Raw genomic sequence first — 16730 nt, forward strand, 5'->3', positions numbered from 1 at the left:
TTGTTCTTTTGACTCAGGAGCGTGTTTGTAGCATGTGATGAGGAATGCAAAATTGACGAACACAGGCCGAGCCAGAGGCCAGTTACCGTTGCAAACTACGGTTCGTTGGCCGGTTTCACCTGTACCGCGAGCAATTTCCCCAACTTTTCCCCCGCCATGTGCAGCGTGCTGTACATCTCGCGCAAATCGTAGCGGCGCAGCGGTGGGTTCTTTCTCATCCATGTGGACTACCTGACATGTTGAATCACGAGGACGCACTTGCCCTGCTGGACCAGATGACGAGAGACGGCGCGGAGCTTCGGCGATTTTTCCTCATGAATCGCCTGATGGACGTCACCCAAGGAATCGTTCAGCACGGCCCGCTGGCAGGCTTCAATATAGGCAACCGGGCGACATGGCGGGCTTCCGACAACAGCGCGAAGCTACTTGGTTTGTACGAACAGGAAGTCTGCGGCCTTCTCGATCAACTCAGTGAATCGCGAAGTACGCTGGTCGATCTCGGTGGCGCTGACGGGTTTTACGCTGTCGGTATGGTTGCGGTGGGAAAGTACGCGGAGTCTCGCTGTTTTGAGATTTCGAATGAGAGCCGCGAAAATCTTCGGGAGATCGCTGCGGCTAACGGGGTCTGCGAAAAGGTTCATATCTACGGCGAGGCCACGCAATATTTCGCACAAGGCCTTTGGGCTGCCGGAGTCGATTTTTCGAAGTCCGTCGTTTTGGTGGACATCGAGTCAGCGGAATTCGATGTTCTGACGGATGAGTGCCTTTATAACTTGCGAAACGCACACGTTATTGTCGAAATTCACGACTTCGTGCTCATCGGCGGCGTTGGCAAGCGCAAATATGCCGATCTGCTCGAACGCGTCAATAAAGTATTTGATGTCCGCGAGATAAAGACCGGGGCTCGTGATCTGTCAGGGATACCGATCCTGTCCGATCACTGGACCGATACGGACAGGTGGTTGTTGTGCTCCGAAAGCCGGGCCAAGCTGATGTCGTGGCTGCATTTATCGCCCAGGAACGGCACCCCGAAAGTCGGACCGTGATCCGGCCTTTGGGGTGTTTTTTTGAGCCGCGCCAGGCGCCAGGCGCATCAAATCACGACGACAGATCGAGCGCGTTGGTCAAATCACCCATGCCCGCTTGCCCGCGTTCCTGCATCGCGGCGTCGCGCGTGCGGATGCCGTCGAGCGTTTCGAGGTCGAACACGCGCGTAATCAGACGCAGGATCGACGCCGTGTCGTACACGGTGTGATCGACATAGCCCTTCTTCGCGAGCGGCGAAACCACCAGCGCCGGCACGCGCGTGCCCGGTCCCCAGCGGTCGCCCTTGGGCGGGGCGACGTGATCCCACCAGCCGCCGTTCTCGTCGACCGTGATCACCACGACCATGTTTTCCCATTGCGGGCTGGCCTTGAGCGCTTTCACCGCGTGCACGATATGGCGGTCGCCCGAGGCGACGTCCGCGTAGCCCGCGTGCATGTTCAGGTTGCCCTGCGGCTTGTAGAACGTGACGGCCGGAAGGCGGCCGGCGCGGGCATCGGCGAGGAAACGGTTGGTCGACTCGTCGTCGCCGAGTCCGCCGTCGCGCAGATGTTGCGCGCGCGCCGCCGTGCCGGGTCCGAGATTCGCGTAGTAGTTGAATGGCTGATGGTGATACTGGAAGTTCGGAATCAGCGGCGTGCCGTCGTTCGTGTTCTTGCCGTGCATGTCGATGGTCTGCTGGAACGCGCCTGCGTACCACGCCCAGCCGATGCCGCGCTTGTTGAGCTTGTCGCCGATGTTTTCGTGCGTTTGCGGCGGCACCGCCATGGCGTTGCTGTCCTGCGTGAAATCGACCATGCCGTTCGCGCCGACCTTGTAGGGCGTGGGCGCGAACGGCGGCATCATCGTGTTCACCGCGTAGCTGAGCGTGCGGCCGTTCGCGAGTGTTTCCGGCGGCGTCAGCGCACTCGGGCCGAACTTCGGAATGCCATCCATTGCGCTCTTCGGCGAGACGGCGAGCGGCTTCAGGTTCGGATCGTCCGGGCGTCCGCTGACGGTTTCTGCAATCTGGAACTTCGCGATGCTGTGCGCAGGATCGGGATAGACGGGCGGCGTGGCCGCGATCAGATAGTGATGGTTCAGGAACGAGCCGCCGAACGCACCCTGAAAGAAGTTGTCGCACAGCACGTACTGGCTGGCGAGATCCCACAGCCGCAGGTCGTAGCTCGCATTCGCGTAGTGGCCCATCGTGAAGCCAGCCGAATCGGCCCACGCGACGAACATGTCGTTCCTGCCGCCGTTGATCTGCATCTGGTTCTGATAGAACACGTGCCACAGATCGTGGGTCACGAGCGACAGCGGCAGATACTCGCCAGCCGGGCCTTTCAGGGCGAACGGCGCGTTCGGCAGACTGGTCTGGAATTGCACGCCGGCCTTGTAGCTGACGCCGTCCACGGTCTGGTCTTTCAGCAGCCAGCCACCCGGCACGGTCGGCAGTTGCGGCAGGACGGTCGAGCCGTCGCGGTCGCGCTGCACGTAGGCTTCCGGCTTGACGCTCGAAAGCGGGTGCTCGACGCCGGGGAAATCGCCGAACAGATTGTTGAAACTGCGATTTTCCGCGTAGATCACGACGACGGTTTTGACCTTCGAGCGCAACGCGCGATCGTATTGCGGTCCCGCTGCGGCCCCCGTTACGGCAGCGTCGTGCGACGGCGGCATTGCACAGGCGCCCAGTCCGCCTCCCATGGCCACCGCGGCAACCCCGCCGAGAAAGTGGCGGCGGCTCGGGCGCTCAGGTGCCTGTGCAGCGTCGGCTTCTTCATTCACGGCAGGAGAGGCGGGTGGTTCGCGGTCTTTCATCGCAGGTCCAAAGGTGAGGAAAAGGATTGATCGGGTTCGCGCGGGGCGCGGCATCGCGTGATCGCGTCTGAAGGCGTTGGTCTGTCAGACGTCAGCCGGGGCCATATCTTTGCGTATTGGTCGTGACATTTCCATGACGTTAAGCCCTGCATGTCGCCATGCGAAGGCCCGACTGGGCAAACACGCTACACTGATCGGCGCCCCAATCCTCTTCGGACGACGCCATGTCTGCCCTCGATGCGGTGCGCTCGGTTCGCTTCTTCTCCACGATCCTTTGCCTCTTCATCTGGTTCAGCGGCTGTGCGGGGCTGACGGGCCAGGAGCCGCTGCGGGTCAGCGTGGCTGGCATCGAACCGCTCGCGGGTGCAGGGCTGGAGATGCGCTTCAACGTGAAATTGCGCGTCCAGAATCCCAACGACGCGCCGGTCGCCTACAGCGGCGTGTCGCTGAACCTCGATCTGAACGATCAATCCTTTGCCAGCGGCGTCAGCGATCAAAGCGGCGTCGTGCCGCGATTCGGCGAAACGGTGATCGAGGTGCCCCTGACTATCCCGGCCTTTGCCGCGGTGCGCCAGGCTTTCGCCTTCGCGGGCGGCGTGCAGGCGGGTGGCGTTCCCTACGTGATCCACGGACGGCTGGCGGGCGGCATCGGCGGCGGCGTGCGCTTCGTCGACAAGGGCACGCTGTCGCTGCCAGCGAACAGCATGATGGGTCCGTGAGCGCGTAAAAAACCGGCTGTGTTTGACAATTTGTCGAAAATCGCCAAAATGTCATCCATGAACCAGCCTGACCGCGAAACCCAGCTCCTGCTGCGCGAGGCGCGCAAGATTGTCGAAGCGCTTGGCGAGACGCTCGCGCCGCTTGTCGAAGTGGTGCTGCACGATCTGACGCAGCCTGGACACTCCGTCGTCGCAATCGCCAATAATCTTTCGGGCCGCCAGGTCGGCGACGCCACCACCGAACTCGGCCTTGCACGCATCACCGACCCCGGTTTTCCGGAGGTCGTGCAGAACTATCCGAACCGCTTTCCCGATGGCCGCCCGGCGAAGAGCACGTCGATTGGCCTGAGAAACGGCGCGGGCGAGTTTGTCGCCGCCATCTGTCTGAACATGGACGTTTCGCTGCTCGGCGCCGTGACCGCGAGCCTCGGCCGGTTGATGCAGACCGATCCGGTCGGCGCGCCTGTCGCCGAAACGCTTGTGCCGCGCCAGCTCGACGATGTCCGCGCGAGCCTCGAACGCTACGCCGCCGCGCGCAACACCACGCCCATCGGCCTCACGCTCGCGCAGCGCCGCGAAGCCGTGCGCGAACTGGCCGAGAGCGGCGCCCTGAACCTGCGCCACGCGCTGTCCGAAGTGGCGCGCACGCTTGGCGTCGCGCGCTCCACCGTCTATACCTACCTGCCTCCGGAAGAACGATCATGAGCACCCTGCCGATTTCCTTCGAAGACGTCGTCGCCGCGCACGCGCGCATTGGCGGCGTCGCGCACCGCACGCCCGTGCTCACGTCGCGTACTGCCAACGAACGCGCGGGCGCGGAACTCTTCTTCAAATGCGAGAGTTTTCAGCGCATCGGCGCATTCAAGTTTCGCGGTGCGTACAACGCAATCGCGCAGTTCACGCCCGAGCAGAAGGCGGGCGGCGTGATCACGTTCTCGTCGGGAAACCACGCGCAGGCCATTGCGCTTGCGGCGCAACTGCTCGGCGTGAAGGCGGTAATCGTGATGCCGAACGATGCGCCCGCCATCAAGGTTGCGGCGACGCGCGGCTATGGCGGCGAAGTCATCTTCTACGACCGCTTTACCGAAGATCGCGAGGCGCTCGGCAAGCGCCTCGCCGCCGAGCGCGGCCTCACGCTGATTCCGCCCTACGATCATCCGCACGTGATGGCCGGGCAGGGCACGGCGGCGAAGGAACTCTTCGAGGAAACCGGCGCGCTCGACATGTTGTTTGTGCCGCTCGGCGGCGGCGGACTGCTCTCGGGCTGTGCGACGGCGGCGCACGCGCTCGCGCCCGCATGCACGGTGATCGGCGTGGAACCGCAAGCGGGCGACGACGGCAAGCGCAGCCTGCAGTCAGGCTCGATCGTTCATATCGATACGCCGAAAACCATCGCCGATGGCGCGCAGACGCAGCATCTCGGTCAGCACACGTTCGCGGTGATTCGCGAGCGCGTGAGCGAGATCGTCACCGTGAGCGACGCCGAACTGGTCGAGACGATGAAGTTCTTCGCAAGCCGCATGAAAATCGTCGTTGAGCCGACCGGTTGTCTCGCGGCGGCGGCGGTGCTCGAACGCAAGGTGGAGGTGCGCGGCAAGCGCGTGGGGATCGTCGTGTCGGGCGGCAATGTCGACTTGCAGCGATTCTCGGAACTGGTCGGCGCGCAGCATTGAGCGACAGGCGCTGCGCGCTGCCTGATTGCATCGCGCAGCAGGCGGCATTCGCGCGGGAATCGAGCGAAATCCGGCTGAAACGGAGCAAAAAAAACGCGGCCGAAGCCGCGCACAAGGTTGGAGACCCTTAGGGGAAGAGTCGCTTCTCGCAATACGTAGCTTAAAGACAGTTACGGACAGGATCGAGACAGAATCGCTCAAATTACTGTTTCACGAAGTGTTGGGAATCGGCTGCGCGGATTCAGTCTGTTTTCCGAAATGGTTGGCCGCGCAGCCAGTCATTCAGCGCGTATTGGGCGGCACGCTCGCGCGTAGAAGCGTCCAGGGCGAGCAACGGGCGCGCAAATTGCGGTCGATGAGCGGCGTCGTCCGTCTCGATGCCAGGAGCCGCACGCCGCGGCGCTTCGCCGGAGCCGCGCGGGCGTTGTCTCATGATTTGCTCTAGCATGTGAATGCGCCGCCCAAGGCGTTCGGTGCGGCGCACCACAACAACGGAGAATTCTCATGTTTGCGCTTCGTCCCTTGCAGTTCGCTCTCGCCCTGTGTGTCCTCGCATCGAGCGCCGCATTTGCCGATACCGTCGCACTCAAAGCCAATCTCCAGCCGTCCAGCGAAGTTCCGCCGCGTGTGAGCCGCGGCCATGGCACGGTCGATGCCACCTTCGACACGTCGTCGAAGTCGCTCCAATGGACCGTGACGTACGCAGACCTGTCGAGCCCGGTCACGTCTGCGCACTTCCACGGCCCGGCGCCTGTCGGCCAGAACGCGGACGTGCAGATAGGGATTGCAAAATCGGAACTGGCGAGCCCGATGAAGGGCTCTGCGACGCTCAACGACAAGCAGGCCGCCGATCTCATGGCGGGCCAGTGGTACTTCAACGTTCATACGGCGGTGAATCCGCCCGGAGAAATTCGCGGCCAGGTGTTGCCGTCCAATTGAGCGTGCACGCGTTAATTCCGTGCGCGGCGCTGCTCACCGGAGCCTGAGCCGATGAGCTGGCAAAACGCACTGGTCCGCTGGTATCTGCGGAACAGCTTCCTGCCCGCGACGCGTGAGCCGATCGATGTCGCGCGCGTGCGTGCGCACACGGCAAAACGCGTCTGGACGCCGAGTCCGCCAGGCGGCTTCCGGCTGCGCGAACAATACGACGCCGCCGATGCGCCGCTTCGCGGCGAGTGGCTGCTGCGCGAAGCAGGCGCGACGCGCACCGTTCTCTACCTCCACGGCGGCGGCTACTACTTCTGCTCGCCGAAGTCGCATCGCACGATCACGTTCGGTCTTGCGCCGCGCGCAAAGGCCGACGTGTTCTCGCTCGACTACCGCCTCGCGCCCGAACATCCGTTCCCCGCAGCCCTCGACGATGCGCTCGCCGCGTATCGGTGCATGCTCGCCGCGGGCCGGCGTGCGGAGTCGATCGTGATCGCGGGCGATTCGGCGGGCGGCGGCCTTGCGCTCGCGACGCTCGTCGCGCTGCGCGATGCAGGCGACCGGTTGCCCGCGGGCGCGGTTTTGTTTTCGGCGTGGACCGATCTCGCGTGCACCGGCGCGTCGCTTCGCGAGAACGACGGGCGCGATCCGATGTTCACGGGGGAGGTGTTCGCGCGCGTGGCGCCGCTCTACCTCGGCGGGGCGAGCGCGACCAATCCGCATGCGTCGCCGCTGCATGCGAGCCTGCACGGCCTGCCGCCGCTTTTCATGCTGGCGGGCAGCACGGAGGTGCTGCTCGACGATACACGCCGCGTCGCGGAGCGGGCCCGCGCGGCAGGCGTGCACGTCGAATGCGAGATTGCACGCGGCCTGCCGCACATCTGGCCGATCTACGCACCGTTCATGCCGGAGGCGCGGCGCGCGCTCGACGACGCGGCGCGCTTCGTGCAGCGCGTCACCGTGGAGGCAGACGTGCCCGGACCTCAGTCGAGCGCGACGTCGATTGCGTCGTAGGCGGCCTTGACGGCGTCGCCGCCATAGCGGCGTTCGAGCCGCCGCACGGTGAAGTGGCCGTGCGCGACGTGCTGAAAGTGATCGATGAACACCGTGTTCACCATCGCGCCGAGCACCGCGCCGATGGCCGGAATCGATTTTGCGGCGATCTGCTCGCTGACCTGCACGGAAAAACGCGCGGCAATGGTCTGCATGAGCCTGAGCAGCGCCGTCGATCCATGTGCCGCGAAGCCCTTCGTCGCCATTTCCGCCGATGCGCTCGATACCGCCTGCGCCAGCGCCCCGCGCACGATGAAGTAGCCGAAGTCGGCTTCGTCGTCGACGGCCGAGCGCCCGCCCATGCCGAATACGGTCAGGCATTGAAGCTGGGCATCGGGATGGGTGAGATTTTCGCCTTCGCTGCGCGCGATGTCGCAGATCGAGCGGAACATCAGCGTGGTCGTGACCGGCAGTTCGACCGGCAGCGCGAAGAGGCCGAACGCGCCGCCCGCTGCGCCGGTGGTCGCCACCGCGAACTTGTGCAGCAGATTGCTCGGCTTCGCGGCCAGCACGACCTGGCTCGCGGTGTCGCCGGGCATGCTGTTGCCGCTGCCCGCCTTGCCGAGCGTCTTGAGCGCGATTTGCAGGCAGCGGCGCAGCGCGGCCTGGGTCGCTTCGTTCACCTTGTCGCTCGCGAGCGCGGGCAGTTTCGCGATCATCTTCTCGATCGGCGCGCCGACGAGCGCCGCCAGCTTCATGCCGAGCGGCGGACTTTCGAGTTCGTGCTTCGCGCGGTGCAGCGCCAGTAGATCGGCCTCGGACAAGGTTCCGGCGATCTGCGCGATACCCGGCGTACTGGACGTATCGGACGGTGTCCCCATATATCTCCCGCGGGTGAAAGTGCGCGGCGGCGAAAGCAGGCGGCGCGTCAGCCGTCCCGTGAGCGCCCAGTGTAAAGGATCGCATCGTGATACGATGCGAGTTCTTTGCCGCATCAATCATTGCTGAATCAAAAATGGCAGTTCACCGTGGCGCCCACCACTCAAGCGGGCAGGTCTTGCCATTCCGGGAGTCGCTGCTGGCGATGCTCGGCGTGTCTTTCGTGACCATGCTGGTCGCACTCGACCAGACCGTCGTCGGGACCGCGCTGCCCACCATCGTCTCGGAACTGCGCGGCTTCGAGCTGTACGCGTGGGTCGCGACCTCGTATCTGCTCACCTCGGTCATCACCGTCCCCATTTTTGGACGGCTCGGCGACTACTACGGACGCAAGCCGTTCGTGATTGCGTCGATTGTCGTCTTCACCGGCGCCTCGGCGCTGTGCGGCGCGGCCAACAGCATGTTGTTCCTCGTGATCGCGCGCGGCTTGCAGGGCATTGGCGGCGGCATGCTGGTCGGCACCGCATTCGCCTGCATTCCCGATCTCTTCCCTGATTCAGTCGTCCGCCTGCGCTGGCAGGTGCTCATAAGTTCGGCGTTCGGCATTGCCAACGCGGTCGGACCGTCGCTGGGCGGCTTTCTCACCCAGTACTACGGCTGGCGCTCCGTGTTCTACGTGAATCTGCCGGTCGGGCTTATTTCGCTGGTTTTCGTCTGGCGCTATCTGCCGCATCTGCGGCAAGTCGCGCATAAGGCGCGCATGCGGCTCGACTGGCCGGGCGCGCTGCTCATTGCGCTCGCGCTCGGCAGCACGCAGCTTTTCGTCGAGCTGTTGCCGCGGTATGGCGTGAGCCTGTCCACCGCGGCGCTGCTCGTGGTGGCCGCCGCCGCCGCGTGGGCGCTGTGGCAGTGGGAGCGCCGCACGCCGCAGGCGATTCTGCCCGTCGACATGTTCCGCAACCCGAGCCTCAACGCGCTCTTCACGCTTGCGGTGCTCGGCGGCTTCTCGATGTTCTCGCTGCTCTTCTATGCGCCGCTGCTGTTCCAGGGCGGCTTCGGCATGTCGCCGAAGGAGGCGGGCCTCGTCATCACGCCGCTTGTCGTGTTCATCACCATCGGCAGCATTGCCAACGGCCGCATCGTTTCGCGCATCCGCAATCCAAACATCATGCTGTATATCGGCTTCACGATGCTGGCGGCGGCGTGCCTGGCCGTGGTTGTCGCGACCCACACCACGCCGCGCCCGCTGCTGATGGCGCTGATGATCGTCGGCGGCCTCGGCCTCGGCTTCGTCATGCCGAATCTCACCGTGTTTGCGCAGCAGACGGCGGGCCGCGAGCACCTCGGCATCGCGACGGCGCTGTTGCAGTCGCTGCGGATGATCGGCGGCATGATCGGCACGGCGCTGACCGGCACGATGGTCACGCATCTCTACAAGAGCGGCGTGCGCAGCGCGCTCGACGCCGATCACGCCACGCACTGGCTGCCCCAGCTCGCCGATCCGCAGATTCTCATCAACCGCGACGCACAGTCCACCCTGCTAGGCGAGTTGACCCACGCGGGGCACAATGGCGCGCTGCTGCTCGAATCGGCGCGCGAAGCGCTCGTCGGGGCGATTCACATGGGTATTGCCGTGGCGGCCGTGATCGCGCTCGTCTCGATCTGGCAGACCCGGCGGGTGCCGCACATCAGCCTGAATCGCAAAATCGAGCCCGTCATTCACGCGGATTGAGGCGGCCGCTTTCGGCTCACCGCCCAATCGCAGAGGCCAAAGATACGAGATGGATACACAGGACCGCATCGCCATCGTCCACCAGTTCGGACGGACCTATCGCGCGTTCATGGCGGCGTTCGAGTCGCAGGTGGGCCTGCCGCTGCCGCGCTGGCGGATCATGCTCGCGCTTTACCAGAGCAATGGCGAGTCGTCGCAAAAACGACTGGTCGAGCATCTGCGCGTCGATCCTGGCGCGCTCACGCGGCAGTTGAAGCTGCTGGAGTCGCTTGGCTGGATCGCGCGCAGCGCCGACGAGCGCGACAACCGCATCACGAACGTGAAGCTCACCGAAGCGGGGCGCGCCGCGACCGAAGCGGCGCTGCCGCGCCGCAACGCATTCCTGAACCTGACGATGTCGATTCCCGACGATGCGCTCGCCGCGCTTTCGGGCGCGCTCGGCATGATGGAGGCGCGCATCGGCGAGGCGGCGGGCGGCGCGTGCGCCACGCCTTAAAAAATCAGAAGAACGTCTCGATCACTTCCGTCACGCGATACGACGGATCGACCATCAGCACCTGACGCCACTTGTCGAACGTGAGGCAGGGGTGCGAGATGTCGAACGCGATCATGTCGCCGACCGCGATATCGGCATCGGCCGGGATCTGCATGTAAGCGTGCTGATCCATCATCTGGAACACTTTCCAGCCTTCGCTCGCGTCGATCTCGCGCGGCGCGGCGCCCGTTGCCCGGTCGCGTGACGGGCGATAGTGACGCGACGGTTCGGGAAAGCCCGCATCGAACGCGGCATCGCGCTTGCCGAAGCCGATAATCGCCCGGCCCGGCTCGGGAATCGACTGCACGTAGGCCCAGAGTTGCAGCGCGGGCAGCAGCGCGACGCCCATCTCGCGCGCAATCGGATTGCGCGTGAGGATCTGCGATTGCGCCTCTTTGTACACGCCGACGTCATGCGTCACGTAACAGCCCGGACGCAGCACGACATCGACCACGCCGGCCTGTGACAGCGGCGCGAATTCCTCGGCGACCACGTCGTACCAGGCCGATCCCGCACCGGAGAGCAGCGCGGGCATGCGCGCAAAGCGGCCCGCGGCGGCCAGCTCCTGGGTGATGGTCGCCGCTTCGCGCAGGAACGCGCGCACGTCGCTTTCTTCCTTCAGGATGCCCTCGTAGATTTCGACGCCGACGAGCCTGAGCGTGCCGCGATAGCGCTTGATCGCCTCGACCACGGCGTCGCGCGTTTGCGCGTCGCGCACGCCGGTGCGCCCGCCCGGCACGCCGAGTTCGAGCAGCACCTGCAGCCTGCGATCCGCCGCGCGGAAGAACTCGCCGAGTTGCTCGACGCCTTGCACCGAATCGACGAGACAGAAGAACTCGAAATCCTGATCGGTGAGCAGTTCGGCAATCATCGCCATGTTGTGGCGCCCGACCAGCTGATTGGCCATCAGCACGCGCGAGATGCCGCCGCGATACGCCATGCGCGTCTGATGCGCCGTCGCGAGCGTGATGCCCCACGCGCCGGTTTCCATCTGGCGGCGAAAGAGCTGCGGCGCCATCGTCGTCTTGCCGTGCGGCGCGAGATTCACGCCGTAGCGCGTGACGAAATCCTGCATCCACTGGAGGTTGTGTTCGACGCGATCCGAATACAGGACGGCGGCGGGCAGGCTCACGTCTTCGTTCAGCAGGTTCCAGTCGAGCCGGGCGGCGTCCGCGAGCGGCACGCTTGCGCCCGGCACGTTGCCGAGGCCCTTGCTGCTCGGGTCAATCGTCGAACTGAGATAGTTTGTAACTTTCATTTACCCTTGCTCCATTGCGCTGCTGACTGAGGTTTTGCGTTATCTGTGAGATAGTACGCGACGTACTGTTTATTTTCGATTTGTTATTAACTAACAGCGTGCGCCCGCTCGGTTCGCCGATGTCCGTTTCCATGAATTCTGCCCCAGAATCAAATCGTTTCGATATCGTCGCGCGTATCGCGGGATGTGCGAGCACGTTGCGGCCCGCCGAGCGCGAGGTCGCCGCACTGATCCTCGACGATCTGGCGAGCGCCGCGCGCGCGAGCATCGGCGAGCTGGCGCGGCGCGCCGGCGTGAGCGTCGCAACCGTGACGCGCTTTGCGAAGGCGGTGGGCTGCGAGGACGTGCGCGAACTGAAGTTGCGGCTCGCGCAGGCCGCCGCCGTGGGCGAGCGGTTCTTGCACAGCGGCGCGGCAGGGGGCGGTGAGAGCGGCGAGAGCGGTGATAGTGGCAAGCGCGAGCGGCGCGGCGAGGATGGCGAGCCGCAGGCGCTCGTCACGCGTGTTTTCGACGATATCTACACCGTGCTCGCGCGCCACCACGAACTGTTGCGTGAGGCGCCGTTCGCGCAGGCTGCGGCGGCGTTGCGCGACGCGCGCATGATCTACGTGTTCGGCATGGGCGGCGGCTCCACGGCGCTCGCCGACGAACTGCGCTTTCGCCTCGTGCGCCTCGGCTGTCCGGTGGCGTCCTATCAGGACAGCGTGCTCCAGCGCATGGTGGCGAGCACGATGTCGAACGAGACGGTGGTTGTGGCGCTTTCCGTGACGGGGCGGGTGCCGGAGCTGCTCGACAGTTGCCGCATCGCGCGCGATTACGGCGCGAAGGTGATCGCGCTTACCGCGCCCGCTTCGCCGCTTGCCACGCTGGCCGACTGGCTCGTGCCGATCGTCGCGAGCGAGACCGATTTCATCTACAAACCATCGTCATCGCGTTACGCGATGATGATGGCGCTGGACGTGCTCGCGACCGAACTGGCGCTCGCGCAGCCCGAGCAGACGCGCGAGTTGCTGCGCCGCATGAAGCACACGCTCGATGCGCATCGCGGTGGCGGGGAGCGTCAGCCGGTGGGGGATTGAGTCAACAGGAGAACCACATGCATTCGCATCCTGAAGCCGCCGACACGCTGATCGTCGGCGCCCGGCTCTACGACGGCAGCGGCGCGCCGCCGCTCGAACGCGACGTGGCGCTGCGCAACGGCCGCATCGCCGCCATCGGCAACCTCACGAACTGGCTCGCCGAAGACGTGATCGAGGCCAACGGTCGCGCCCTCGCGCCCGGTTTCATCGACGTGCACACCCACGACGACACGCACGTAATCCGCTCGCCGCAGATGCTGCCCAAAATCAGCCAGGGCGTGACGACCGTGATTGTCGGCAACTGCGGAATCAGCGCGTCGCCCGTCACGCTCAAGGGCGATCCGCCCGATCCGATGAATCTGCTCGGCGAGCGCGATGCTTTCCGCTATCCGACCTTTTCCGCGTACGTCGACGCCGTGAACGCCGCCAGGCCCGCCGTCAACGTCGGCGCCCTGATCGGCCACACCGCGCTGCGCAACAACCACATGGACGACCTCATGCGCGCGGCCCTGCCCGCCGAAATCGCCGCGATGCGCGCGCAACTGGAGGGCGCGCTCGCGCACGGTGCGCTCGGGCTGTCGACCGGGCTCGCATACGGCTCGGCCTATGAGGCCTCGACCGAGGAGGTCGCCACGCTCGCCGAGCCGCTCGCCGCCGCGGGCGCGCTCTACACGACACACATGCGCACCGAATTCGATGCGATTCTCGACGCGATGGACGAGGCGTATCACATCGGCCGCCACGCGCGCGTGCCGGTCGTCATCTCGCACCTGAAATGCGCCGGGCCGTCGAACTGGGGGCGCAGCGCGCAAGTGCTCGCGTCGCTCGACGGCGCGCGCAAGTACCAGCCGGTCGGCTGCGACTGCTACCCGTACAGCCGCAGTTCGTCGACGCTCGATCTCAAGCAGGTGAGCGGCGACATCGACATCACGATTACCCGGTCCACGCCGCATCCCGAACAGGCGGGCAAGCTCATCAAGGACATCGCGGCAGAGTGGGGCGTCACGCAACAGGAAGCGGCCCGGCGCCTGCAACCGGCGGGCGCCGTGTACCACAACATGTCCGAGGACGACGTGCGCCGCATCCTCGCGCACCCGGCGACGATGGTGGGCTCGGACGGCCTGCCGAACGATCCCTTGCCGCATCCGCGGCTATGGGGCGCGTTTCCGCGTGTGCTCGGCCACTACGTGCGCGAGGCCGCGCTGATCCCGCTCGAAGAGGCCGTGCGCAAGATGACGAGCCTCTCCGCGCGGCGCTTCGGATTGACGCAGCGCGGCGAGGTGCGCGTCGGCTGGCATGCCGACCTCGTGCTGTTCGATCCGGCAACGGTGCGCGATACGGCGACGTTCGACGCGCCGCAGCAGGTGGCCGACGGCATCGACGCCGTGTGGGTGAACGGCGTGCTTTCCTACCGCGATGGCCGGCCGACCGGCGAGCGCGCGGGCCGGTTCGTTGCGCGCGGCGCGCGTGAGGTGGAGGCGCAAGCCGCGTCGGCGACGATGTTTTGAACCACGAATCTCGACCCTCGGCGCGCGCGTTAGCCATGACGGCGTCGCGCGCGCCGGATGATCTGCAAGGAGCAAACGATGAAGCGAATTGGAGCGGAAGGCGGCAAAGGACAGGGCGGACAGCATCTGCCATTCGCGCGCGCCGTGGAAGCCGATGGCTGGCTGTACGTGTCGGGACAGACGCCGATGGAAGGCGGAGAAATAATCAACGGCGGGATAGTCGAGCAGTCGCACAAGGCGATCCAGAATCTGTTCGCGGTCCTGAAGGAAGCGGGCTACGGCGCCGAACATGTCGTGCGCTGCGGTGTTTGGCTTGACGATGCGCGCGACTTCCAGTCGTTCAACAAGGTGTTTCGCGAGTACTTCGGCGAGCATCCGCCCGCACGCGCATGCGTGCAGTCGAGCATGGTGGTGGACTGCAAGGTGGAGATCGACTGCGTCGCCTATAAAGCGCCCGCCGGGAAGTAGTCGCACGGGCGCGGTTTGTTGCGCCCTCACCGAAATACGCAAAAGCGGCCCTTGCCTTGATTCAAGGGCCGCTTTTTGTTTGGTTCAGTGCAGATTACCGGGGGCTCTGACGCATCAGCGTGCGTGCGCCGACGTCAGATCGAGTGCCAACGCCTGCGCGACTTCAATGCCGTCGATGGCGGCCGAATAGATACCGCCCGCATATCCCGCGCCTTCGCCGGCCGGATACAGACCTTCGACGTTCACGCTTTGGTAAGCGTCATTGCGCCGAACCCGGATCGGCGACGAAGTGCGCGTTTCCACGCCGGTAAGCACGGCATCGTGCATAGCGAAGCCCGCGATCTTCCTGTCGATCTGGGGCAGTGCTTCACGGATGGCTTCGATCACATAGTCGGGAAGCGCGGTGCTGAGATCGGTCGGGCGCACGCCCGGCTTGTACGACGGCACCACCTTGCCGAGCGACGTCGACGGCCTGCCAGCGATGAAATCCCCGACCAGTTGTCCTGGCGCGCTGTAGTCGCCGCCGCCGAGTTCGAAGGCGCGCTCTTCCCATTTGCGCTGGAATGCGATGCCGGCTAGCGGACCGCCGGGGTAGTCTTCAGGCGTGATACCGACGACGATGCCCGCATTCGCGTTGCGCTCGGCGCGCGAATACTGGCTCATGCCGTTGGTGACCACGCGGCCCGGCTCGGAGGTTGCCGCGACCACCGTGCCGCCAGGGCACATGCAAAAGCTGTAGACCGCACGTCCATTACTGCAGTGGTGGACCACCTTGTAGTCGGCTGCGCCGAGTTGCTTGTGGCCCGCAAACTTGCCGAAGCGGGCGCGATCGATGAGCCCCTGCGGATGTTCGATGCGAAAGCCGAGCGAAAACGGCTTGGCTTCGATAAAAACACCGCGATCGTGCAGCATCTGGAAGGTGTCGCGCGCGCTATGACCCACGGCCAGCACGACGTGATCGCACCGCAGTGTTTCCCCATTCGAGAGCTTGAGCGCGCGCACCTTGCCCTGATCGATTTCGATGTCGTCGACCCGGGTTTCGAAACGCACTTCGCCGCCGAGCTGCTCGATGGTCGTGCGCATTTTTTCCACCATGCTGACAAGGCGGAACGTGCCGATGTGCGGACGGCTCAGATAAAGAATGTCTTCCGGTGCGCCTGCCTTGACGAATTCGTCCAGCACCTTGCGGCCATAGTGGTGGGGATCCTTGATCTGGCTGTACAGCTTGCCGTCGGAAAACGTCCCGGCGCCGCCTTCGCCGAACTGAACATTGGATTCGGGGTTGAGCACGGACTTGCGCCACAGGCCAAAGGTGTCCTTGGTGCGCTCGCGCACGGCTTTGCCGCGTTCGAGGATGATGGGACGGAAGCCCATCTGCGCGAGAATCAGTCCCGCAAACACGCCGCACGGCCCCATGCCGATCACGACCGGGCGCAGCGCAGTGGAGTGCTCGTCGGCCTTCGCGACGAAGCGGTAGGTCATGTCGGGCGTCACGCCGCAATGCGGCTTGCCCGCGATGCGCTTGAGCGCAGCCGCTTCGTCCTTGACTTCGACATCGACGATATAGGTCAGCTTGATGTCGGAGCGTTTGCGTGCATCGTGCGCACGGCGGAACACGGTGTAATGCAGGAGATCGTCTTTCGGCATGCCGAGGTCCGCGAACCGCGCGTGAATCGCGGCTTCGAGATCGCTTTCAGCATGATCGAGAGGGAGTTTGATTTCGCTTAAACGTAACATCGGTACTGGGATACGGTCGCCACGGGCGGTGGCGGTGTTAATACAGGCAGGGACCGGCATGCTGGCCGCGGCGTTATTCGCCACGAGGGCATTTCGGATGCAAACCATTCATCGCTGGAAAAGCTGCGCTCGGGGTTGTGCGCTGGCCGGGTTGGACAGCTTGGGCGACAACTCGGTCAACTTCAGGATGCGAGCTTGAATCCAGCCTTATTTCGGGGAGATTTTTTCGTCCTCGGACTATGGCGAGGCGAAAAGCGCTCCACTATGCCGGTGCTAACGAGTGGTTTGTGCTAGCGCCTTGCCATGCGGGCGGAGCCACCCTCGTTGTTCAAGGTGGGCAGCATAGCACCTCGGTTCAAATGCCGCGCGAAAATGCGG

15 protein-coding genes are annotated in these 16730 nt (G+C 64.8%); 11 read left to right on the top strand and 4 right to left on the bottom strand.

What is annotated here, in order from left to right:
* Nucleotides 1-236: 236 nt before the first annotated feature.
* Nucleotides 237-1046 carry a PB1 domain-containing protein gene (locus ACFPTO_RS12395; RefSeq protein WP_377711627.1) on the top strand — a complete coding sequence of 270 codons (810 nt, stop codon included), beginning with the start codon at nucleotides 237-239 and terminating at the stop codon, nucleotides 1044-1046.
* A 52-nt stretch (nucleotides 1047-1098) separates the two neighbouring features.
* Here the strand turns inward: ACFPTO_RS12395 and acpA are convergent, their stop codons facing one another.
* Nucleotides 1099-2844: an acid phosphatase gene (gene acpA, locus ACFPTO_RS12400; RefSeq protein WP_377711628.1), complete on the bottom strand. Its 1746-nt coding sequence runs from the start codon at nucleotides 2842-2844 to the stop codon at nucleotides 1099-1101.
* Between the two features lie 224 nt (nucleotides 2845-3068).
* Between acpA and ACFPTO_RS12405 the strand changes: the two genes are divergently transcribed.
* From ACFPTO_RS12405 to ACFPTO_RS12425, 5 genes are all read left to right on the top strand, one after another.
* Nucleotides 3069-3563, top strand: coding sequence for an LEA/WHy family protein (locus ACFPTO_RS12405; protein ID WP_377711629.1), 495 nt, complete (start codon nucleotides 3069-3071; stop codon nucleotides 3561-3563).
* A 57-nt stretch (nucleotides 3564-3620) separates the two neighbouring features.
* A complete protein-coding gene (locus ACFPTO_RS12410) occupies nucleotides 3621-4268 on the top strand; it encodes a helix-turn-helix transcriptional regulator (protein ID WP_377711630.1) in 648 nt (215 codons plus the stop codon).
* Nucleotides 4265-5236, top strand: coding sequence for a threo-3-hydroxy-L-aspartate ammonia-lyase (locus tag ACFPTO_RS12415; RefSeq protein WP_377711631.1), 972 nt, complete (start codon nucleotides 4265-4267; stop codon nucleotides 5234-5236). Before ACFPTO_RS12410 ends, ACFPTO_RS12415 begins: the two co-directional genes overlap by 4 nt.
* A 504-nt stretch (nucleotides 5237-5740) precedes the next feature.
* Nucleotides 5741-6175 (top strand): CHRD domain-containing protein, encoded by a 435-nt coding sequence (locus ACFPTO_RS12420; protein ID WP_377711632.1) that lies wholly within the window; start codon nucleotides 5741-5743, stop codon nucleotides 6173-6175.
* 51 nt (nucleotides 6176-6226) lie between these two features.
* Nucleotides 6227-7177: an alpha/beta hydrolase gene (locus ACFPTO_RS12425; protein ID WP_377711633.1), complete on the top strand. Its 951-nt coding sequence runs from the start codon at nucleotides 6227-6229 to the stop codon at nucleotides 7175-7177.
* On the opposite strand, the gene ACFPTO_RS12430 is transcribed toward ACFPTO_RS12425, so the two are convergent.
* Complete coding sequence (locus ACFPTO_RS12430) at nucleotides 7147-8037, bottom strand: EcsC family protein (protein WP_377711634.1); 891 nt, start codon at nucleotides 8035-8037, stop codon at nucleotides 7147-7149. The two genes, ACFPTO_RS12425 and ACFPTO_RS12430, sit on opposite strands and share 31 nt — an antisense overlap.
* Nucleotides 8038-8171: 134 nt before the next feature.
* Here ACFPTO_RS12430 and ACFPTO_RS12435 point away from each other — a divergent pair, with 134 nt between their 5' ends.
* Nucleotides 8172-9767, top strand: coding sequence for an MDR family MFS transporter (locus ACFPTO_RS12435; RefSeq protein WP_377711635.1), 1596 nt, complete (start codon nucleotides 8172-8174; stop codon nucleotides 9765-9767).
* Between the two features lie 49 nt (nucleotides 9768-9816).
* A complete protein-coding gene (locus tag ACFPTO_RS12440; protein WP_377711636.1) occupies nucleotides 9817-10263 on the top strand; it encodes a MarR family winged helix-turn-helix transcriptional regulator in 447 nt (148 codons plus the stop codon).
* Nucleotides 10264-10267: 4 nt separating this feature from the next.
* Here ACFPTO_RS12440 and ACFPTO_RS12445 read toward each other — a convergent pair whose 3' ends face one another.
* On the bottom strand, nucleotides 10268-11560 hold the full coding sequence (locus tag ACFPTO_RS12445; protein WP_377711637.1) for an amino acid deaminase: 1293 nt from the start codon (nucleotides 11558-11560) through the stop codon (nucleotides 10268-10270).
* 131 nt (nucleotides 11561-11691) lie between these two features.
* Here ACFPTO_RS12445 and ACFPTO_RS12450 point away from each other — a divergent pair, with 131 nt between their 5' ends.
* From ACFPTO_RS12450 to ACFPTO_RS12460, 3 genes are all read left to right on the top strand, one after another.
* Nucleotides 11692-12639 carry a MurR/RpiR family transcriptional regulator gene (locus ACFPTO_RS12450; RefSeq protein ID WP_377711638.1) on the top strand — a complete coding sequence of 316 codons (948 nt, stop codon included), beginning with the start codon at nucleotides 11692-11694 and terminating at the stop codon, nucleotides 12637-12639.
* Between the two features lie 17 nt (nucleotides 12640-12656).
* A complete protein-coding gene (locus ACFPTO_RS12455) occupies nucleotides 12657-14147 on the top strand; it encodes an N-acyl-D-amino-acid deacylase family protein (RefSeq protein WP_377711639.1) in 1491 nt (496 codons plus the stop codon).
* 78 nt (nucleotides 14148-14225) lie between these two features.
* Nucleotides 14226-14615, top strand: coding sequence for a RidA family protein (locus tag ACFPTO_RS12460; protein WP_377711640.1), 390 nt, complete (start codon nucleotides 14226-14228; stop codon nucleotides 14613-14615).
* Nucleotides 14616-14729: 114 nt separating this feature from the next.
* Here ACFPTO_RS12460 and ACFPTO_RS12465 read toward each other — a convergent pair whose 3' ends face one another.
* Nucleotides 14730-16352, bottom strand: a complete 1623-nt coding sequence (locus ACFPTO_RS12465; protein WP_377711641.1) for an NAD(P)/FAD-dependent oxidoreductase — start codon at nucleotides 16350-16352, stop codon at nucleotides 14730-14732.
* Between the last annotated feature and the right edge of the window lie 378 nt (nucleotides 16353-16730).

The organism is Paraburkholderia denitrificans (genome assembly GCF_042655705.1).
Classification (GTDB): domain Bacteria; phylum Pseudomonadota; class Gammaproteobacteria; order Burkholderiales; family Burkholderiaceae; genus Paraburkholderia; species Paraburkholderia denitrificans.

Bases quoted from the DNA above. Each gene is read 5' to 3' on its own strand.
- ACFPTO_RS12395 (WP_377711627.1), top strand. From the start codon at position 237: ATGTTGAATCACGAGGACGCACTTGCCCTGCTGGACCAGATGACGAGA.
- acpA (WP_377711628.1), bottom strand. From the start codon at position 2,844: ATGAAAGACCGCGAACCACCCGCCTCTCCTGCCGTGAATGAAGAAGCC.
- ACFPTO_RS12405 (WP_377711629.1), top strand. From the start codon at position 3,069: ATGTCTGCCCTCGATGCGGTGCGCTCGGTTCGCTTCTTCTCCACGATC.
- ACFPTO_RS12410 (WP_377711630.1), top strand. From the start codon at position 3,621: ATGAACCAGCCTGACCGCGAAACCCAGCTCCTGCTGCGCGAGGCGCGC.
- ACFPTO_RS12415 (WP_377711631.1), top strand. From the start codon at position 4,265: ATGAGCACCCTGCCGATTTCCTTCGAAGACGTCGTCGCCGCGCACGCG.
- ACFPTO_RS12420 (WP_377711632.1), top strand. From the start codon at position 5,741: ATGTTTGCGCTTCGTCCCTTGCAGTTCGCTCTCGCCCTGTGTGTCCTC.
- ACFPTO_RS12425 (WP_377711633.1), top strand. From the start codon at position 6,227: ATGAGCTGGCAAAACGCACTGGTCCGCTGGTATCTGCGGAACAGCTTC.
- ACFPTO_RS12430 (WP_377711634.1), bottom strand. From the start codon at position 8,037: ATGGGGACACCGTCCGATACGTCCAGTACGCCGGGTATCGCGCAGATC.
- ACFPTO_RS12435 (WP_377711635.1), top strand. From the start codon at position 8,172: ATGGCAGTTCACCGTGGCGCCCACCACTCAAGCGGGCAGGTCTTGCCA.
- ACFPTO_RS12440 (WP_377711636.1), top strand. From the start codon at position 9,817: ATGGATACACAGGACCGCATCGCCATCGTCCACCAGTTCGGACGGACC.
- ACFPTO_RS12445 (WP_377711637.1), bottom strand. From the start codon at position 11,560: ATGAAAGTTACAAACTATCTCAGTTCGACGATTGACCCGAGCAGCAAG.
- ACFPTO_RS12450 (WP_377711638.1), top strand. From the start codon at position 11,692: ATGAATTCTGCCCCAGAATCAAATCGTTTCGATATCGTCGCGCGTATC.
- ACFPTO_RS12455 (WP_377711639.1), top strand. From the start codon at position 12,657: ATGCATTCGCATCCTGAAGCCGCCGACACGCTGATCGTCGGCGCCCGG.
- ACFPTO_RS12460 (WP_377711640.1), top strand. From the start codon at position 14,226: ATGAAGCGAATTGGAGCGGAAGGCGGCAAAGGACAGGGCGGACAGCAT.
- ACFPTO_RS12465 (WP_377711641.1), bottom strand. From the start codon at position 16,352: ATGTTACGTTTAAGCGAAATCAAACTCCCTCTCGATCATGCTGAAAGC.